This is a genomic window from Bacteroides mediterraneensis (assembly GCF_025993685.1).
GTDB classification, from domain to species: domain Bacteria; phylum Bacteroidota; class Bacteroidia; order Bacteroidales; family Bacteroidaceae; genus Phocaeicola; species Phocaeicola mediterraneensis_A.
This window is the reverse complement of record NZ_DAJPEN010000001.1, coordinates 1691386-1709335: the sequence shown is the minus strand read 5'-3', so window position 1 is coordinate 1709335 and position 17950 is coordinate 1691386. Positions and strand designations below refer to the sequence as shown.

Annotated in this window: 23 protein-coding genes; 19 read left to right on the top strand and 4 right to left on the bottom strand. The window is 41.2% G+C overall.

Going from position 1 to position 17950, the window contains the following annotated elements:
* Window positions 1-16 precede the first annotated feature (16 nt).
* The 8 genes from OIM59_RS07185 (at window position 17) to OIM59_RS07150 (ending at window position 9393) form a co-directional block, all read left to right on the top strand.
* Entirely contained in the window at window positions 17-481 is a 465-nt protein-coding gene (locus OIM59_RS07185; protein ID WP_299169108.1) for an NfeD family protein, read from the top strand.
* A gap of 48 nt (window positions 482-529) precedes the next feature.
* Window positions 530-1531: a flotillin-like protein FloA gene (gene floA, locus OIM59_RS07180; protein WP_072542551.1), complete on the top strand. Its 1002-nt coding sequence runs from the start codon at window positions 530-532 to the stop codon at window positions 1529-1531.
* A 38-nt stretch (window positions 1532-1569) separates the two neighbouring features.
* The gene (locus OIM59_RS07175; protein ID WP_303895956.1) at window positions 1570-2448 is read left to right on the top strand and encodes a nucleoside phosphorylase; all 879 of its coding nucleotides are present in this window, start codon (window positions 1570-1572) and stop codon (window positions 2446-2448) included.
* Window positions 2449-2520: 72 nt separating this feature from the next.
* Window positions 2521-3012 (top strand): GAF domain-containing protein, encoded by a 492-nt coding sequence (locus tag OIM59_RS07170; RefSeq protein ID WP_072542549.1) that lies wholly within the window; start codon window positions 2521-2523, stop codon window positions 3010-3012.
* 71 nt (window positions 3013-3083) lie between these two features.
* On the top strand, window positions 3084-4526 hold the full coding sequence (gene mnmE / locus OIM59_RS07165; protein WP_303895952.1) for a tRNA uridine-5-carboxymethylaminomethyl(34) synthesis GTPase MnmE: 1443 nt from the start codon (window positions 3084-3086) through the stop codon (window positions 4524-4526).
* A 268-nt stretch (window positions 4527-4794) separates the two neighbouring features.
* Window positions 4795-5706 carry a helix-turn-helix domain-containing protein gene (locus OIM59_RS07160; RefSeq protein WP_117887530.1) on the top strand — a complete coding sequence of 304 codons (912 nt, stop codon included), beginning with the start codon at window positions 4795-4797 and terminating at the stop codon, window positions 5704-5706.
* Window positions 5707-5805: 99 nt separating this feature from the next.
* On the top strand, window positions 5806-6801 hold the full coding sequence (locus OIM59_RS07155) for a site-specific integrase (protein ID WP_369695919.1): 996 nt from the start codon (window positions 5806-5808) through the stop codon (window positions 6799-6801).
* Window positions 6802-7212: 411 nt separating this feature from the next.
* Entirely contained in the window at window positions 7213-9393 is a 2181-nt protein-coding gene (locus tag OIM59_RS07150) for a hypothetical protein (RefSeq protein WP_303895950.1), read from the top strand.
* A gap of 89 nt (window positions 9394-9482) precedes the next feature.
* Here the strand turns inward: OIM59_RS07150 and OIM59_RS07145 are convergent, their stop codons facing one another.
* Genes OIM59_RS07145 through OIM59_RS07135 form a run of 3 tightly spaced genes read right to left on the bottom strand, consistent with a single transcriptional unit; the run spans window position 9483 to window position 11616 of the window.
* On the bottom strand, window positions 9483-10112 hold the full coding sequence (locus tag OIM59_RS07145) for a hypothetical protein (RefSeq protein ID WP_303895948.1): 630 nt from the start codon (window positions 10110-10112) through the stop codon (window positions 9483-9485).
* On the bottom strand, window positions 10109-10714 hold the full coding sequence (locus tag OIM59_RS07140; RefSeq protein WP_303895946.1) for a hypothetical protein: 606 nt from the start codon (window positions 10712-10714) through the stop codon (window positions 10109-10111). The genes OIM59_RS07145 and OIM59_RS07140 overlap by 4 nt, the downstream gene beginning before the upstream one ends.
* Window positions 10687-11616 carry a nucleotidyltransferase gene (locus OIM59_RS07135; protein WP_303895945.1) on the bottom strand — a complete coding sequence of 310 codons (930 nt, stop codon included), beginning with the start codon at window positions 11614-11616 and terminating at the stop codon, window positions 10687-10689. Before OIM59_RS07135 ends, OIM59_RS07140 begins: the two co-directional genes overlap by 28 nt.
* Window positions 11617-12579: 963 nt before the next feature.
* Between OIM59_RS07135 and OIM59_RS07130 the strand changes: the two genes are divergently transcribed.
* The 11 genes from OIM59_RS07130 (at window position 12580) to OIM59_RS07080 (ending at window position 16732) form a co-directional block, all read left to right on the top strand.
* Window positions 12580-12927: a molybdenum ABC transporter ATP-binding protein gene (locus OIM59_RS07130; RefSeq protein ID WP_303895943.1), complete on the top strand. Its 348-nt coding sequence runs from the start codon at window positions 12580-12582 to the stop codon at window positions 12925-12927.
* Window positions 12924-13139 carry a hypothetical protein gene (locus OIM59_RS07125; RefSeq protein ID WP_303895941.1) on the top strand — a complete coding sequence of 72 codons (216 nt, stop codon included), beginning with the start codon at window positions 12924-12926 and terminating at the stop codon, window positions 13137-13139. Before OIM59_RS07130 ends, OIM59_RS07125 begins: the two co-directional genes overlap by 4 nt.
* A 24-nt stretch (window positions 13140-13163) precedes the next feature.
* Window positions 13164-13382 carry a hypothetical protein gene (locus OIM59_RS07120; protein ID WP_303895939.1) on the top strand — a complete coding sequence of 73 codons (219 nt, stop codon included), beginning with the start codon at window positions 13164-13166 and terminating at the stop codon, window positions 13380-13382.
* Window positions 13383-13400: 18 nt separating this feature from the next.
* Window positions 13401-13658: a hypothetical protein gene (locus OIM59_RS07115; protein ID WP_195289146.1), complete on the top strand. Its 258-nt coding sequence runs from the start codon at window positions 13401-13403 to the stop codon at window positions 13656-13658.
* A 4-nt stretch (window positions 13659-13662) separates the two neighbouring features.
* Window positions 13663-14073: a PcfK-like family protein gene (locus tag OIM59_RS07110; protein WP_303895937.1), complete on the top strand. Its 411-nt coding sequence runs from the start codon at window positions 13663-13665 to the stop codon at window positions 14071-14073.
* Window position 14074: 1 nt separating this feature from the next.
* Entirely contained in the window at window positions 14075-15355 is a 1281-nt protein-coding gene (locus OIM59_RS07105; protein WP_289540539.1) for a PcfJ domain-containing protein, read from the top strand.
* A 26-nt stretch (window positions 15356-15381) separates the two neighbouring features.
* On the top strand, window positions 15382-15639 hold the full coding sequence (locus tag OIM59_RS07100) for a hypothetical protein (RefSeq protein WP_005650240.1): 258 nt from the start codon (window positions 15382-15384) through the stop codon (window positions 15637-15639).
* Between the two features lie 12 nt (window positions 15640-15651).
* Window positions 15652-15873, top strand: coding sequence for a DUF3873 domain-containing protein (locus OIM59_RS07095; RefSeq protein ID WP_072543831.1), 222 nt, complete (start codon window positions 15652-15654; stop codon window positions 15871-15873).
* On the top strand, window positions 15870-16109 hold the full coding sequence (locus OIM59_RS07090; protein ID WP_278614291.1) for a hypothetical protein: 240 nt from the start codon (window positions 15870-15872) through the stop codon (window positions 16107-16109). The genes OIM59_RS07095 and OIM59_RS07090 overlap by 4 nt, the downstream gene beginning before the upstream one ends.
* 62 nt (window positions 16110-16171) lie before the next feature.
* Entirely contained in the window at window positions 16172-16375 is a 204-nt protein-coding gene (locus OIM59_RS07085) for a hypothetical protein (RefSeq protein WP_303895930.1), read from the top strand.
* Between the two features lie 51 nt (window positions 16376-16426).
* Window positions 16427-16732, top strand: coding sequence for a hypothetical protein (locus OIM59_RS07080; RefSeq protein WP_303895928.1), 306 nt, complete (start codon window positions 16427-16429; stop codon window positions 16730-16732).
* 98 nt (window positions 16733-16830) lie between these two features.
* Here the strand turns inward: OIM59_RS07080 and OIM59_RS07075 are convergent, their stop codons facing one another.
* Window positions 16831-17940, bottom strand: a complete 1110-nt coding sequence (locus OIM59_RS07075) for a DUF4238 domain-containing protein (protein WP_303895926.1) — start codon at window positions 17938-17940, stop codon at window positions 16831-16833.
* Window positions 17941-17950 lie beyond the last annotated feature (10 nt).

Here is a 17950-nt window from a genome sequence, read left to right as displayed (position 1 = left end):
AAAATATACACATACCATGGAAACACTGATTATCATCGCACTCATCATCGGAGGCCTGATACTCTTTGCCATCGAAGTCTTCCTGATTCCCGGCATCAGCGTGGCGGGAGTCGGAGCTGCGGTGTGCATCCTTTATGCCATCTATTCTGCCTTTACCTCGCTCGGTTCACAGGCCGGATTCCTCACCATCGGCGTCTCTCTGCTGGGAATCATCGGCGTGACGTGGTGGTTCATGCGTTCCAAGACCGTCGACCGCCTGTCGCTGAAGAAAACCCTCGACTACCGTCCCTCTCCCTTTGAGGGAATGGACCTGAAACCCGGTGACAAAGGTATAAGCGTCACCCGCCTGACTCTGATTGGCAACGCTGACTTCAACGGACACATCATCGAGGTGCAGTCGGCCGACGGATTCATCGACGAGAAGACGCCGGTAGAGATTGTCCGCATCAACGAGACCACGGTGTACGTGAAACATGCGTAAACTTCACGTTCACCCTTCTTCCTGTATTCACTTTTAAATCTAACGTATATGATTAATCCCGCTTATCTCCCCTTTATTCTGGCCGGAGGTGTCATCATCTTCCTGGTCATTTTCTTCCACTACGTGCCTTTCTTCCTCTGGCTCTCGGCCAAGGTGTCGGGCGTCAAGATTTCGCTCATCCAGCTGTTCCTGATGCGCATCCGTAACGTGCCGCCCTACGTCATCGTACCCGCCATGATTGAAGCCCACAAGGCCGGACTGAGCAACATTACCCGTGATGATCTGGAAGCTCACTATATGGCTGGGGGACACGTGGAAAAGGTGGTACACGCTTTGGTATCAGCTTCAAAAGCCAACATCGAACTTTCTTTCAAGATGGCTACCAGCATCGACCTGGCCGGACGCGACGTGTTCGAAGCCGTACAGATGTCGGTCAACCCGAAAGTGATTGATACCCCTCCCGTTACTGCCGTGGCCAAGGACGGTATCCAGCTCATTGCCAAAGCCCGCGTGACCGTACGCGCCAACATCCGCCAGCTGGTGGGTGGGGCCGGTGAAGATACCGTATTGGCCCGTGTAGGCGAAGGCATCGTCTCTTCCATCGGTTCTTCCGAAAACCATAAGTCGGTACTCGAAAACCCCGACTCCATCTCCAAGCTCGTGCTGCGCAAGGGACTGGACGCCGGTACCGCTTTCGAAATCCTTTCCATTGATATTGCCGATATCGATATCGGCCGTAATATCGGAGCTTCCCTGCAGATTGACCAGGCCAATGCCGACAAGAACATCGCCCAGGCCAAGGCCGAGGAACGCCGCGCCATGGCCGTAGCCTTGGAACAGGAGATGAAAGCCAAAGCCGAAGAAGCCCGTGCCAACGTGATTCAGGCAGAAGCCGAAGTGCCCAAAGCCATGGCCGAAGCTTTCCGAAGCGGTAATTTAGGTATCATGGATTACTACCGGATGAAGAACATCCAAGCCGATACCGACATGCGGAGCAGCATTGCCCGACCGGATTCCCATCCTGCCGGACACGAACCCATCGGCAAATAAGAAGACATAAACTTTACTTGACTAAAAACGTAACACACATGAAAAAGTATTTTCCCCCTTCAGAACTGATCATCAACGAAGACGGTTCTGTATTCCATCTCCACGTGAAACCGGAGCACCTGGCCGACAAAATTATCCTGGTGGGTGACCCCGGACGTGTGGCCCTCGTAGCTTCCCACTTCGACACCCGCGAATGTGAAGTGGAAAGCCGTGAGTTTCATACCATCACCGGTACCTACAAAGGCAAACGCATCATGGTGACCTCCACCGGTATCGGGTGCGACAACATCGACATCGTGATGAATGAAATCGATGCGCTGGCCAACATCAACTTCCAGACCCGCGAAGAAAACGATATCTTCCGACAGCTGGAAATCGTGCGCATCGGTACCTGCGGCGGCCTGCAGTCCTACACGCCCGTAGGCACCTTCATCTGTTCCGAAGTCTCCGTGGGATTCGACGGCCTCCTGAACTTTTACGAAGGACGCAACGCCGTGTGCGACCTGCCCATGGAACGCGCCCTGCTCAACCACCTGGGCTGGACAGGTAACCTCTGCGCCCCGGCTCCCTACGTGATTCATGCCGACAAGGAACTGGTGGAACGCATTGCCGGCACCGACATGGTACGCGGCGTGACCGTGGCCTGTGGCGGTTTCTTCGGTCCGCAAGGACGTCAGCTCCGCATCCCCTTGGCCGACCCGCACCAGAACGAGAAAATCGAAAGCTTCGAATACCAGGGACACCGCATCACCAACTTCGAAATGGAAAGCTCTGCCCTGGCCGGACTGGCCCGTCTGCAAGGCCATAAAGCCACCACCGTGTGCATGGTTATAGCCAACCGCGTGGCCAAGGAAGCCAACACCGGATACAAGAGCAAAATCGACGACCTGATTAAAGTCGTCCTTGAAAGAATCTAGTAAATTAATTATCAATCAACAGGTTCCCTTCTCCGGAAGAGAGCCTGTTTTTCTGTCTGAAAAATTATCTACATGGAAGCAAGTTTCAAATCCACCCTTACCGACAAGCGTCAGCGTTACGCGCAATTCCTTGAACAATTCGCCCCCCTGATTGAAGGCGAGAAAAACGAAATCAGTGTATTGGCTAACACCAGTGCCGCCCTGAAAGAAGCCTTCGGATTCTTCTGGGTGGGCTTCTACCTGGTACACGAAGGCGAGCTTCACCTCGGCCCGTTCCAAGGCAGCGTGGCCTGCTACCGCATCAAGAAAGGCCGTGGTGTATGCGGTACCGCATGGGCCGAAGCCCGTACCCAAGTCGTGCCCGACGTAGACCAGTTCCCCGGCCATATCGCCTGCAGTTCCCTCTCCCGCTCCGAAATCGTCGTGCCGATGACGGTCAACGGAGAAGTCCGGGGCGTGCTCGACATCGACAGCGACCAGTTGGCTACCTTCGATGAAACCGACCGCGAATACCTCGAAAAAGTGGTCGACCTGCTGGTGAAAACCCTCTACCTGCCCGCATAAATCTGTCGGCTCCCCTTCCGGATGTAACCCGAAAACCGTATCTTTGCAAGGATTTTAAAAGCAATACACACGTGAACATACTACAAACCCAAGATACCATCTGTGCCATCGCTACCGCCCAAGGCGGAGCCATCGGCACCATCCGCGTGTCGGGTCCGGAAGCCATTACCCTCACCGACCGCATTTTCAAGCCCGTTTCCGGTAAACCGCTGGCCGAACGCGAACCCTATACCCTCACCTTCGGCCACATCCTTAGTCCTGAAGGAGAGATTATCGACGAAGTGCTGGTCAGCCTTTTCCGAGGCCCTCATTCCTACACAGGAGAAGACTCCACGGAAATCTCCTGCCACGGTTCGAGCTACATTCTCCAGCAGGTGATGCAGCTCCTTATCTGGCAAGGATGCCGTGCCGCCGGACCGGGGGAATATACCCAGCGTGCCTTCCTGAACGGTAAGATGGATTTGAGCCAGGCCGAAGCAGTGGCCGACCTCATCGCCTCTACCTCCGCCGCCACCCATCGCATGGCCATGAACCAGATGCGCGGCGGATTCAGTCGGGAACTGGCCACCCTGCGCGACAAGTTGCTCCACCTTACCTCCCTCATGGAACTGGAGCTTGATTTCAGCGACCACGAGGAACTGGAATTTGCCGACCGTTCGGAGCTGGAAGACATCGCCCGCCAGATTGAGCACGTCATCCATCACCTGGTGGATACGTTCAGCGTAGGAAATGCCCTCAAAAACGGCGTCCCCGTGGCCATCGTAGGCGAAACCAATGCCGGGAAGTCTACCCTGCTGAATGCCCTCCTGAACGAAGAACGCGCCATCGTGAGCGACATTCACGGTACCACGCGCGACGTCATCGAGGATACGATGAACCTGGGCGGCATCACCTTCCGCTTTATCGATACGGCAGGTATCCGTGAAACGACCGACACCATCGAAAGTCTGGGCATCGAGCGTAGTTTCCAGAAACTGGACCAGGCCGACATCGTGCTTTGGGTGATCGACGCCACTTGCGCCGAGGCACAATACCGCGAACTGGCCGGCAAGATTCTGCCCCGCTGCGAAGGCAAGCACCTGGTGATTGTGCTCAACAAGGCGGATTTGCTTTCATCGGCTGATGTGGATACTGCGGCTTCGACGGATGCACAGCTTGCTCGCCTGAAAGCGGCGCTCCCCAATTTGCCGGAGGACGTATGTGTGCTTTCTCTTTCGGCCAAGCAGAAAGAGGGACTTTCTCAGCTTCAGAAGCAGCTGGTGGATTTCGCCGCCCTGCCCGACCTCTCACAGAACGATGTGGTGGTGAGCAACATCCGCCACTACGAGGCCTTGAGTCATGCGCTGGAAGCAATCCACCGCGTACAGGACGGACTGGCCATGCATCTCTCCGGTGACTTGGTTTCACAAGACCTCCGTGAGTGTCTCTTTCACCTGGCAGAGATTGTTGGCGGGGAAATCACGACCGATGAGGTGCTGGGGAATATTTTCAAGCATTTTTGCATCGGCAAGTAAATATCTGATTATCAAATAGTTAAAATGATTATAATCGATTAATATGGCGCTCTTTACGGGCGCCTTTTTTGTTGCTCTACTGTCAATATTAGTCATTTATAAGCTTTGCACATCATCTTTTTGTACCGTTTTTGTACCACGAAGCAAAATTCCGGCATTTTACGCTGGACAGGTTGTGGAGAAAGTTGACTATGGTTTACTAAGATTTACGATAGTTGACACATAACGGGAGAAATAAAGCGAAATAAAAATTTAAAATTTGAGTAATATGCCAGCAAGTAACACTAAAATTAAAAAGATTTGCGAATGGTGTGGAACACGATTCGAAGCACAAAAAATAAGTACAAAGTACTGCTCTCACAGGTGTGCAAATTTAGCTTACAAAAAAAGAGAAAGAGAGAAAAACATTAAGGCTACTGAAGAGAATACTCAAAATAGGATTGAAGAACTACCTATAATCACAATTAAGGATAAAGAGTTTCTATCTTTCTCAGAGGTTGGAATTCTTTTAGGTATTACTAGACAAGCAGTCTATAAGATGGTCTATAAAGGATACCTTCAAGCTTCAAAGATTAGCAGCAGATTATCTTTCGTCAAACGCTCTGATATAGATGAGATGTTAAAACGGCATCCTTATGAATTTAGAATGCCCAAGGACACTCTACCTATCAAAGAATTTTATACTACAGCCGAAATAATGAAAAAATTCAATGTAAGTGAATCATGGATTTTTGTTATGTCTAAGAAGAATAAAATTCCAAAGACATTCAACCGTGGTAAGACTTACTGGAGTAAAAAGCATGTTGATGCTTATTTTTCCTCGAAGGCTCCAGATGCAGACATTACAGAATGGTATAGTGTGCAAGAAGTACAGGACAAATTTCAAATGAGCCTTAACGCTATATACTCTTTTGTTTATAAAAATGCCATTCCGAAAAAGAAGGTTGGTATTACAGTATATTATTCAAAAAAGCACTTCGATATAGCAAAAGGAATACGTCAGGCTGAAGAGCCCAAATACTACACAGTTCAAGAAGCGATGGAAAAATTCAAAATAACAAGAGACCAGCTATACCATTATACCAAGTATCATCAAATTCCCAAGATTAAGAAGGGAAAGTATACTCTTATATCCAAAGCTGAGCTCGATAATTTGTTCGAAGATCCTATCATTGAATAATCTCGGTATAAGTTATTTCCTGGTGTGAGTATTCACCAAGAAAACACCAGTTTAATTTGTACCGATAATAATAATTTATCAACCAAAAACATTAATCTTATGGCACTTACATGTACTAACGTAACATTGAGACAAAGAGTTATCAGTAACGGCAGAATTTCTCTCTACCTGGACTATTATCCGGCAATTCGCAATCCGTACACAATGAAAATGAGCCGCAGGGAATATCTTGGCATTTATATCTATGCCCGTCCTAAAAATGAGATTGAACGTGATTTCAACAATGAAATGCTGAGTAAGGCTGAAGCCATTCGTTGTATCAGAGTACAGGCAATCGTCAATGAAGAATTTGGATTTCTTGACAAGCACAAAATGAAAGCTGACTTCCTTGCCTATTTTCGTGAGAAAGCAAAACTGAAGTATCACAAATGGGACTGTGTTTACCAGCATTTTGAAAAGTTTGTAAACGGCTATTGCACTTTCGGTGATGTAACGGTAGAGCTTTGTCAGAAGTTCAGGCAGTATCTACTGAACTGTAAACAGATCCGTCATCCTAATATCAGTGTTTCGAGAAATTCGGCAGCTGGATATTTTTCAACTTTCCGTGCATTACTGAAAATAGCTTATCAAGAGAAGATGCTACGTGAAAATCTGAATGACTTCATAGACAAGATTGAATGGAAAGAAGTCAAAAAGCAGTATCTCACATTAGCAGAAGTTAAGAAACTGGCCGCTACACCATGCAAGATTCCTGTACTGAAACAAGCTTCATTATTCTCCTGTATGACCGGTCTTCGTATCAGCGATATTTTACAGCTTACATGGGATAATATTGAAGTCGGTCCTGACAATGGTTATTACATCAGAATTTGTACGGAAAAGACAGAAACTGAAGCCACTCTCCCCATTAGTAACGAAGCATTGGAACTATGTGGTATCCCTGGTTCAGGCCGTGTATTCAAAGGACTGACCAGAGCTATGACGAATCAGCCTCTCAAGCAATGGATTTCGGAAGCCGGAATCAAAAAACACATAACCTTCCACTGCTTTAGGCATTACATTTTATTTTATCCACTGAAAATAAACAATTTATAAGAATAGATTCTTTTATAGGTAACGATTTAGAAACGAGGAAGATTCTGTATAATACCTTATTTTACATAAAATAAAAAGAACTCTTATTGTATAGCAAAGGTACAAATATATTTTTATAATACCTCCTATTATGAAGGCGTTTTGCAAGAGCCATATCATTTTTTTCCTTAAAACAAACATTCTGATAATTAAATGTAGTTTTCCTGAATTCTGACCAAATTCACTAAATATCCCTGATTATTAGAGTATTATATTTTATACGACTGTCAAAAATTTAGAAGTATTAGATTTTATTAATGAAACGAAGCCATAAAGTATTATTTTTCACTATACATACAAATTTTCCAAATGCTTATTTTCAGCTAAACGCTATTTATTTGTAATTTTGCATAAACTTAGAATTTAGGTTATATGGTAGAATACACAGCTCTAAAAGATGGAATTTTCTCTCCCAACTCAGTGGATTATAATAGCCTTATGCGACGACGCATTAAAAAGGCTAATAATCCTCTTCAACCTATATTTGAAGCATTCAGCAATTCCCTAGAAGCAACTAGTGGGAAGCATAATAGCATCCATATAGAATTACATCATATTAAAGATAAAAACTTATTTGGAGATAAATACTCTTTCGCAGCTTTTAGCATTGTTGATGACGGTGAGGGATTTACACCAGCAAGCTTTTTACGTTTTGAAAAATTATATGACGAATCAAAAAATAAAAATAATTTAGGTTCTGGACGTGTTCAATATCTTCATTTTTTTAAAAATACGATAATAGAAAGCACTTATTCTATAGAAGGAGAAACACGGAACCGAAAAATAGAACTATCAAAGAATTTTTACAACGAATTTGGTTCTGTTATACGCTCAATTGATGAGAATATAACAAGCAATATTCCAGTTACTAATTCTACTCGAGTTTCATTCTTTTATGCTCTATCTGATGAAGACAAAGCGAAATATGAACAACTAACGTGTAAAGAGCTGAAAGATGCAATTCTTAAGCGATATGTAAATGTGTTTTGTTTAAATAGAGATAATCTTCAGAATATTTATATTGACCACTATGTTAATGGCATCTTTGATGAGGAAAACTCATCAAAGATAACAACAGATGACATACCTACTGTAGATTATGAAGAGACAGTACCTATTCATTATTCGATTTTATCAAATAAGGGAACATCTGTAATAAAATGTTCTCAGAGTGAAGATTTTGTGATTCGCTCTTACCGTTTACCCTCTAATATTCTTCCAAGAAATGAAGTTCGTCTTACTAGTAAAGGGGAAGCTTTTTGTCATCAAGGATTTAATTTCTCTTTAATTACGGAGGCACCAAGAATTGAAACAGGAATCAGTTTTCTATTTCTAATATCAAGTGACTACCTTACTTCTAGAGATTCCGACATACGAGGAAATTTAAACATTATTTCAAAATCAGATTTTATATCAAAACGGAATTTGTTTACGGGAAAACAAGAAATACTAATTGATGACATAGAAGATTGTACCATTTCTTCTATATCGACCCATTATCCAGCATTAAAAAAAGCTAAAGATGATGCTAGTGAAAATATTAGGAAAGTGGCTGAAATGTTTTCTATAGACTCTTCTCTTTTAGAAAAGGCTGGAGTAAAATATTCCGATTCTGACATCAACGTTTTAAGAAAAGTATATACTTTTACTGCTGATATAAAAGCTGAGTCTGATGCAAAAATTAAAAGCATAGTGGATAATCTCCACGAACTTGATCCCAATGACAAAGGATTTAAGAGAAAATTTGATCAGAAAGTTAAAGAATTAAACAAGGCTTTGCCTTTATCCGTTCGTAATGAACTTTCGCAATACCTCTCACGTAGAACGCTTGTCCTTCAACTTATGGAGCAGGCTATAAAGGGGCAATTAGATATACAAAAAATTGAATCCAAAACCAAGAAAAAAACAAAGAACAAAAAACAGCCAGAAGGTATTTTTCATAACCTATTATTTCCTAAAGGTAGTTCCGAATCTATAGAAAGTAATCTATGGATTCTTAATGAAGAATACATACATTATCATGGTCTTTCAGAAAGTGAATTGGACGATATCAAAATAGATGGACAACCGCTATTTAAACAAAATCTAACTTCTGAAGAATTAGAATATAAAAAACGTGCATCAGGTGATGTTGGGATTAGGCGTCCTGACGTATTGCTATTCCCATCAGAAGGTAAATGTATCATTATAGAGTTTAAAGCACCAGGAGTAGATGTATCCAAACATCTTCATCAAATTCATCAATACGCATCAATTATACACCATTTGTCTGATGAAAGATATAAATTCAATTCCTTCTATGGCTATTTAATAGGCGAAAATGCTGATATATATTCGATTTTAGATTCTGATGGTGATTTTCAACAGTCACAGTCTTTAGGGTATATTGTGCGTCCATATAAAGCATTACCAAGGCTATTTGGTAGAGAGCAAGGAGTGTTGTATACTGAAGTTATTAAATTTTCAGATCTATTGAAACGCGCAAAATTACGTAGTAAGGTGTTTACAGAAAAGATTTTATCAGAGTCTATTATCTCCAAAGATAAGATATGATAGATTAACTATCATGCAATTCGATAATATTTTAATCAATATATCTATACTAATTTTTGTAAATAACCAATTTAGATATCTCCTCATCGTCAGGAATGTTCTGACGATGAGTGTTTATTCGCTTCAGAACAGATTTCAGTACTCATTTGTACATGATTTTCACGTAATTCAATTGGTAAAAATCGGTCTATTTCTTCTGAAGACCAAGTAAACGATTCACCCTGTCCGCCTAATCCCAAACTTTGCTGAGTATTTACATAATCTTGTTCATTAGTAGGCAAAGAATATTTCCCTAAGATGCTATAGTCATGTAGACATTTATGTAAGCGAGATTCAACGACTGAAATTTCAGCTTTTGATTTGACTTGACGAATAATATCCATAAAAGAATCACGCAATTGTTTATAATCCTCTGCAGTCTGTTTATGATAACACATGACTTCAGTTATATCTTCTTTGTTATATAGTTCAAATATTAGGGATACTGCAGTTAGAAGAATTCCCAAAAGTGACAAAATTCGAAGAAAAACTTGACAGCTCGTTTCCCAGCATAAAACGGTAAGGCATAAACTAATTATAGATAACGAAGAAATAGTTAGTGCTATATTATGTCTTTTATTTCTTTCTTTTTCATACCTATCATAAGCTGCATAATGACAACTAGTATTAAAAACACATTGTGCAAAATAAAATCTTGCTTCGCCTAATAAAAAATTCATAATCCTATAAATTTTGAAATAAATGATTTTTCTTTTAATCGTCTTACTAATTTTGACTTAGCTATGCCATGACCAAATTTCTTTTTGTAAAGTTTTCGTAGTTCTTCAAATTTCATTTTGTCTTGCAATGTATCATCTATATTTTCACACAACAATTCAATCATTGCATCATCTCCATGCAATTCAGCTGGCCAAGGAGATTTATTATAACGTTCGTAGTATGCAACCCAATAAAGATGTTCAGAAAGATGTTTAAAAAAGAACTGTAAATTAAAGCCTTCAGGATAATATTCATAAAAACGAGCAGGTAATCCCAAACACAGACTATTATCACTATAAACATGAAGATCTTGAATTTTCATATTTTTTCTTTTCGCAATTTTCTGTATCCTACCGTCTGTATTATACACTTTAGGATACTCTTCACGATTCCGCATTGCATAAAGTCTCACTTCTATATTGAAACAATCCTTTATGTTGATACCATTATATTTATGATTTATAGAGAAAAGACCTGCAATAACAGATCTTTCCTCATCATATATCATTTGCGGATAATTATTTCGTAACCATTCTATTTCATTTTTATTGAGCTTAACCACGGGCGTATCGGATTTGAGGATATTGATTCACTTTTATTCTCTCTTTTCGGATTTTCTGTAACTTTAGGAAAATCACATCCAAAAATCTTTCTCCATTCTTCTGATGCCTCCTTGAATTTATCATTATCTTCGTACTCCAAAGCTTTTCTAGCACGCTCCAATGCTGTATCAATATATGATTTTAATTCCTTGCTACAGCGGTAACTCATATAATCATAAAATTCAAATACTATTTTAGAGTATGATATTCCATTTCTTCCAAAAGGATAATACTCTGAAAGAAATGAAATTATATCATCCATTCTTTCATAAGATTTGTAAGCCATAGAAGTATTATTATGTGCCCATGCCTTTATCATCTTAACAAGATCTCTTGTTAAACCACATGTGTTTTTGTTAGAAACCTCAAATTTTTCAAGTTCCTTACGAGGATCAAAAATTTCCCAACTTCCACCATTTTCGCTATTAGGAATTTTAAAAGTTTTATTATCCAATTCTAATGCAGGAAGTAACTCTACATTATGATGTCCTTCTGAAAAATTTATGAGTACAACTTTACCCCATGCTTTTATTTTATCAGTCATTACATATTTTTCTTTCAAAATATTTCGTACCTCTTGTAAAAGCGCTTCCTGACCGTTGCTTTCATATGCATCATATTTATCAAAAACCTCTTGTGGAATCTTAAATAAGACATCAACATCTTGATCTGATGTTAAGGGACGTACATTCGTTTTTGTTTTATAGGAACCAAAAAGAAATTTCTTACTATCATCATAACAGCCTGAATAATATGCATTAAACAGTTTTTCGCACACTCCTGTGTACTTTGTTTTTGCATCATCACTTTGTTCCTGAGTCAACGTAATGTTTTCAAGAAATGTTGTAAAATTTTTATCCATGTACGAAACGGCCTCCTACCGTGATTTGATGTTATTACATATATATAATACACAACTCATGCCAAACCCTTTTCACAAAATCATACTGCTAAAATGTCAGACAAGCTCAGACATTATGTCATAATCCATAAACATATAATACTAGAAATAAATTACATGAAAGATTATTAGAAAGAGAACTAATAAAGCTCCACAGACAAGTTTTTCCGTAAAAGCGAATTTATTCGTAGGAACATCATCATCAATAAATTGACGACCATGTTCCTACTATTGCATAAGCATAGAAAAGGGCTTTGCGTCACGCCTGAACCATGTTCAGACTGATGATGCAAGGCCCCTTTCTTTTTTTTGCTTATGCCACAAGCGGTGCTTTTACGGCTGTTACCTGTTGATTTTCTTTTTTTGTCGGTTCCTCTAATCGAAAACGGAAGTCATGGGTAACCACACCTTCCATAAATGAAAAGTGCCATTACCCATGACGGCAAACCGGAAAGAAAATTGCAACCGCATAACTAAACAGGTTTAGCCACACGGTTTCAACATACTTTCTTGGAGTGTTTGCCGGTTTCACGTTTTCTCCGTATCCCTTCTTTTTGAGATTCCCTTTCTTTCTTTTCCCGGAACATTTCATATCCAATATGCCTCCACATCCGTTTACCTCCATTTTGATGGTCTTTCAGACAGTCGCATCAGGTGGATCGTTCCCGTTCTGGGTGCAAAGGTAAATCCGGGATTGGGATGCTCAATGGTTTTTAGAAAAAATCTCCAGCCCTGCGGGTAGTATTTTTTCTTTGAAAACCCTTGCTCTACCCACTCCCTACCTTTTTGAAGCACCCGAAACGAAAACGACCGAAGCGACAGAAAGACGCATAAAAAAAACGTCGGATAAACGGGAGGCATATAAGGTTGGAAACTCAACTCCCTCAGCTCTCGAATCCGCATTAAAAATAAAAACAAATGGATATGGAAGCAGCAGTAGCAACAAAATTCGTGAAGTGGGAAGTTCCGACATTGGAAAGCCTACATGAGTGCAAGGTTTACAGACTTCGTATGAAAGTGAACAATGGCGAGGTGCTGAACAGAGAGGAAAAGAATTGGATAACCGAAAAGGTAAACGGCAATACCTATTTCAGAAGTGCGATACCATTGCAAGGATGGCGGTTTGACTTCTCCGACATACTGAGGACATTCCTTGTAAGCCAGTACGGACAATGGAGAGAATACAAGGCTATGGACAAGACGGCACTCCGCAAGATATTGTACGGAAGAATTGACAGAATTGTAGAACTTGACAAACGACACCCAAAATGACAGCAGCAATGAGCATAAGACAGACAGCGCAATCCATTGGACTTGCAGTATTCGCATTTCTGTTGCGCTGTTTCCTTTGGATAGTCAATATCCTTTGGTACATCATCAGAGAAATAGTCTGTGGAGTATTCCGAATGGTTATCAATGTAATGGTATTCATCATATTCCTCATTGCCATTTTCGACTTTTTCCTATGGCTACTGACACTTTGAATTAACTCCCAAAAGCATAACATTATGAAACGATACAGCAAAACAGCAGCGCAGCAATGCAGATTTTACGAGGTGGACAACATCTTTGAGTATATGGTGGAAACCTACATCAACGGCAACCATTCAACCCTAAGAAGGCTATACCACGAACTCAACAAGGAAGCGAGAAAGGACTTTATCGGTTTTCTTTTGGTGGAATGTCCTCTACAATACCACACGGAGATTTTACAAGAGATTGTCTGATCACATAAAGGAACGGATATGAACAGGACAACGGAAAAGATACCCACATGGAGTTTAGCCTACATCATCAATGGTGATGCAACCGCACTCACAGACGATGAAGTTCAGACAATAGACAGATGGATGAAGCAATGGCAAGTACAAGATGTTTCACCCCTCACAGATGAAGAAGGGAACGCACAGCCTTATTTCACCCATTACCCCCTTTTCGGACTTCCCACAGAAGTGGAAGATTGCGAGATACTTTATTTGAGCGACAACCCGACTAAAATTTGAGATTATGAAAGGAACAGACCATTTCAAACGAACCATACAGATGTTTTTGGAGCAGAGAGCTGCGGAAGATGAACTATTCGCCAAAAGCTACCGCAACCCAGCCAAGAACATAGACGATTGTGTCACATACATTCTGAACTATGTGCAGAAAAGCGGTTGCAACGGCTTTTCAGACGGAGAGATTTACGGACAAGCCATTCACTATTACGATGAAAACGAGATTGAAGTAGGCAAGCCTATACAATGTCAAGTAGTTGTAAACCATGTGGTGGAACTGACAGAAGAGGAAAAGCAGGAAGCAAGGAGAAAGGCGGTTGCCCAATATCAGCAGATGGAACTCCAAAAGCTACAGAACCGCAACAAGCCGACAGCGAAAAAAGAAATACAAGTCCAACCCTCATTATTTGATTTTTGATATGAAACCGAGAACACGCATACAGAAAGAAGTAGTCCGTTTGTCAAGCGGACTGCCCGAACTGACAGACAAGCAGAAAGCATACGCTTTTGAACATTGTTTCAAGCATCATGCCTACCGCACAAAAGGCGGAACTATCACTTGTTCGGAATGTGGACACCGCTGGAAAGGCGGACACACTCTTGCGGAAACTATATGTGGCTGTAGCTGTCCCCATTGCGGAAAGGAACTTGAAATACTTGATACCCGAAAGAGAGTTTTCAGAGGCAGTGCATATTATGAAATCATTACGACCCGAAAAGGCTATCAAGTGTTGCGCTACTTTATGGTAGGAGCAACATACAAGGTGGGACAGAAGGCAGAGTATTCCATAAGGGAGGTGGTGCAATGGTGGATTGCCCCAAACGGAAAGACCGAAGTTATTGCCCGACTGAGAGCCATGCACACGATGTACTATGACCTTTGGACTGAATGGAGCGATATGGATTTACGCAGCAACAAGATGCTGAAAGCATACAACATAGACGCATACAAGACTTATCCGGCAATGCGCATCATTCCCGAATTAAGGCGGAACGGCTTCAAGGGAGCATTCCACGAACTGACCCCATACGAATTTTTTACCGCCATTCTGACCGACAGCAAAAAGGAAACATTGCTTAAAGCGGGACAGACAGAAATGTTCAGATATGCCGTCATATCAAATATCAATTTACATGAATATTGGAACTCCATAAAAATCTGTATCCGAAACGGCTATCATATTGCGGATGCCTCCATGTGGTGTGACCTTGTAAGACTGCTCCGACATTTCGGGAAAGACACCCACTGTCCAAAATATGTTTGTCCGACAGACTTGAAAAAGGCACATGACCGACTTGTCAGAAAACGTGAAGAACAGATAGAAAGGGAAAGAGCGGAGCAACGCAGGGAGCAGTTGGTCAAGGACGAAAAGAATTATCTGAAGTCCAAAGGCAAGTTCTTCGGACTTGTGTTTACCGACAACCTTATTCTTGTAAAGGTCATTGAGAGTGTGGCGGAAATGCAACTTGAAGGAAAACTGATGCACCATTGTGTGGGAAGCTATCACAAGAGGACAGACTCCCTTATCCTATCCGCAACCATTGACGGCAAACGAATTGAAACGGTAGAGGTTTCACTGACAACATTCAAAGTGGTACAGAGCAGAGGTGTATGTAATTCCAATACCGAATACCACGACCGCATCATCAGCCTTGTAGAGAGCAATGCCGAACTTATCCGCAAGCGGATGAGTGCTTGATTTATAGACTTCAAAATATACATGATATGGAAATAAAGATAGAAAACATACTGATATTATGGGACGAGAAAGTAACCGACATCTTTGTCAGTCTGATAAACACCTTGTCCTTGAGTTTTAGCGAAACGGAAATCCGCAATTCAATGGCGAAACTTTCAGAAAACGAGAACTTCGGAAGGCTGTTCGCCTACGGCTTCGGAGCACATCACCTTTGGGTAGCCCAAAGGATGATAACCGACCCCGAAAAGGTAATGGAGAACCGACTGCTGATTGTTGAATTTTAATAAATGACTACCATGACAACAAGAATGACCATCAACGGAGTGAGTACCTGCCAGACGGCAGGTACTGAGAAGTACGAAAAGTACCAAACGACTATCAGACGGAAAAGAACAACCCTTTTCCAGTATGACTACCGACACACGGACGGAGAACTTTTCTCTTGTGTGAGACCGACATTGGAGGAGTGCAGACACCTGCGTGACGAATGGATAAAAGGAAAGGAGGACAGATTATGACAGCATACTATGATACTTTGATTGTGACATTCAGCGACCCTATCAGAATTTTGGATATGATGTGTACCGATACTTGTGATGTGGCAACACTAAAGGAGTGGATAGAGAGCTACGAAAGTACAAGAATGACCCCGATAAACGAACATACAGCAGTCATCACTTCCGAATACAACATGGTGCATGTGGTGGAATGGCTCAGAAAATATACCCCCATTGCCGAAGTGAAAGAATACTAAAGGTGTGGCGGTACACAATACCGCCCGCACCCGAAACAGATAACCCATAAAACAGAAAGAGCATGAAATACTATTTTATATTGACAGACAGCAGGGACGCATGGATGCAGTTTGTTTACCTCCCTACGGGAGATTATGTGTCCGGCTATATCCGTGACTTGCAGAGTGTGGGAATATCCGTACATGACTATGACCTTTGGACGGAGGAAACACGACCCATTGCCGAGCGCACATTGGAACATATAAGGCAGAGCATGAACATATAAAAAACGGGTGGCAAAAGCCACCCATTGACAATAACTTAAATTCATATACAGATGATAGCAAATACAATCTTACAGCAGTTGGGCGGTCATGGGTTTACCGTCATGACGGGAAGCCGTAACTATATCAATTTGGGCAACGGACTACAAATGAGCCTTGCAAGGAACAAGACGTCAGCCAACAGACTGAAAATCATATTGGATGAAGGCACAGATACATACACCATGTATTTTTATCGTCAGACACTGACGAAGTATGCGGACATCAAGGTCAAGGAGATAGCCAAATACGAGGGAATGTACTTTGATATGCTCCAGCAGATTTTCACGGATGTAACGGGACTTTACACCCGACTTTAGGCAAAGGCGGCGAAAGCCGCCCTACTTTCTTTCGGTGAGCAGAATGCGGACAAAGAAAGTAGCAAAGAAACCCAAGTTCCCATCTACGATAAAATTGTCTATTTAGATGCTATCTTCATTAAATAATCTTTTATATATGCAATTTCTCGGAATTGATGTTTTGTAGGGTCAAAGTCTTGTGGCTGTATTGCTTTATAACGAGGTAACTCCTTGATAAATGAGAGTTTTAATTTACAAAACATGGATATATCATAAGCACCAACAATAACACCTTTAGAAGATTTTAATTCCGGTAAAGCTCCGACACGGGAAGATGGTTTACTATTTTTACTTTGAATAGCTAACTGCTTTAATGCATGTTCTGTTATAGAGTCAGGTTCGTAATATAAAATATTTTCTGCATTTAATGCTGTTAGTTTATTCAATTCATAAATGTCACTATCTTGTATTATTTCCACATATGTTTTCTTCTGATATCCAAGCTTATAACATTTTGGATCATAATACATAACACCAATCTTGGGTGTTAATGGAAGATATATTTGTAATCCTTGCGAACCTAGAGCATACGTCAGATTCCCCATACGCTCCATAAATTGATCATAAAGAGCAACAGGATTATTACTTGTAATAAAAGGTATATCTGTATTGTTGATTAGAATTTTACATTTCAAATCAATACATGTATTCACCAATTGAGCTTGAGTACCTAAAGCAAATAGTCCAGGTTGCTTGAAATTAAATAATATTTTATCAAGCACTTCATCTGTAATATCCTTCAAATCGTTCTCTATATTATTCTCACGCAATAATTGACAATATTTCTTTAGAAAGGTACGTAATATAACATTAGCATGTTCCTGAATAAAATTAGCTTGAGCAAGTGTTCGCCCTTTTTGTATTATCGTAAATACGTATAATGTATATTGATCATTTGGGGTTAATCGTACTTTGGGGTTTAAAATAATCTTATCTATGACATTTTTTGATAATTCTTCCATTTTACCAAGCGCATTTTCTATTTTCATATTTTCAGAATAAAAATAGTCACTACTTGATTGATTTTTTATAGGAGCTGAAGGTATATTTTTTTCACGCTCAATTATATAAGTACCAATATTTTTTTTATCTTTCGAAAAATACCTTTGATAAAATTGGGGAACGTAATGTTGATTTTTTGTCTCTCCTTTTTTTTCTGATTTAGCCATAACAATAAAA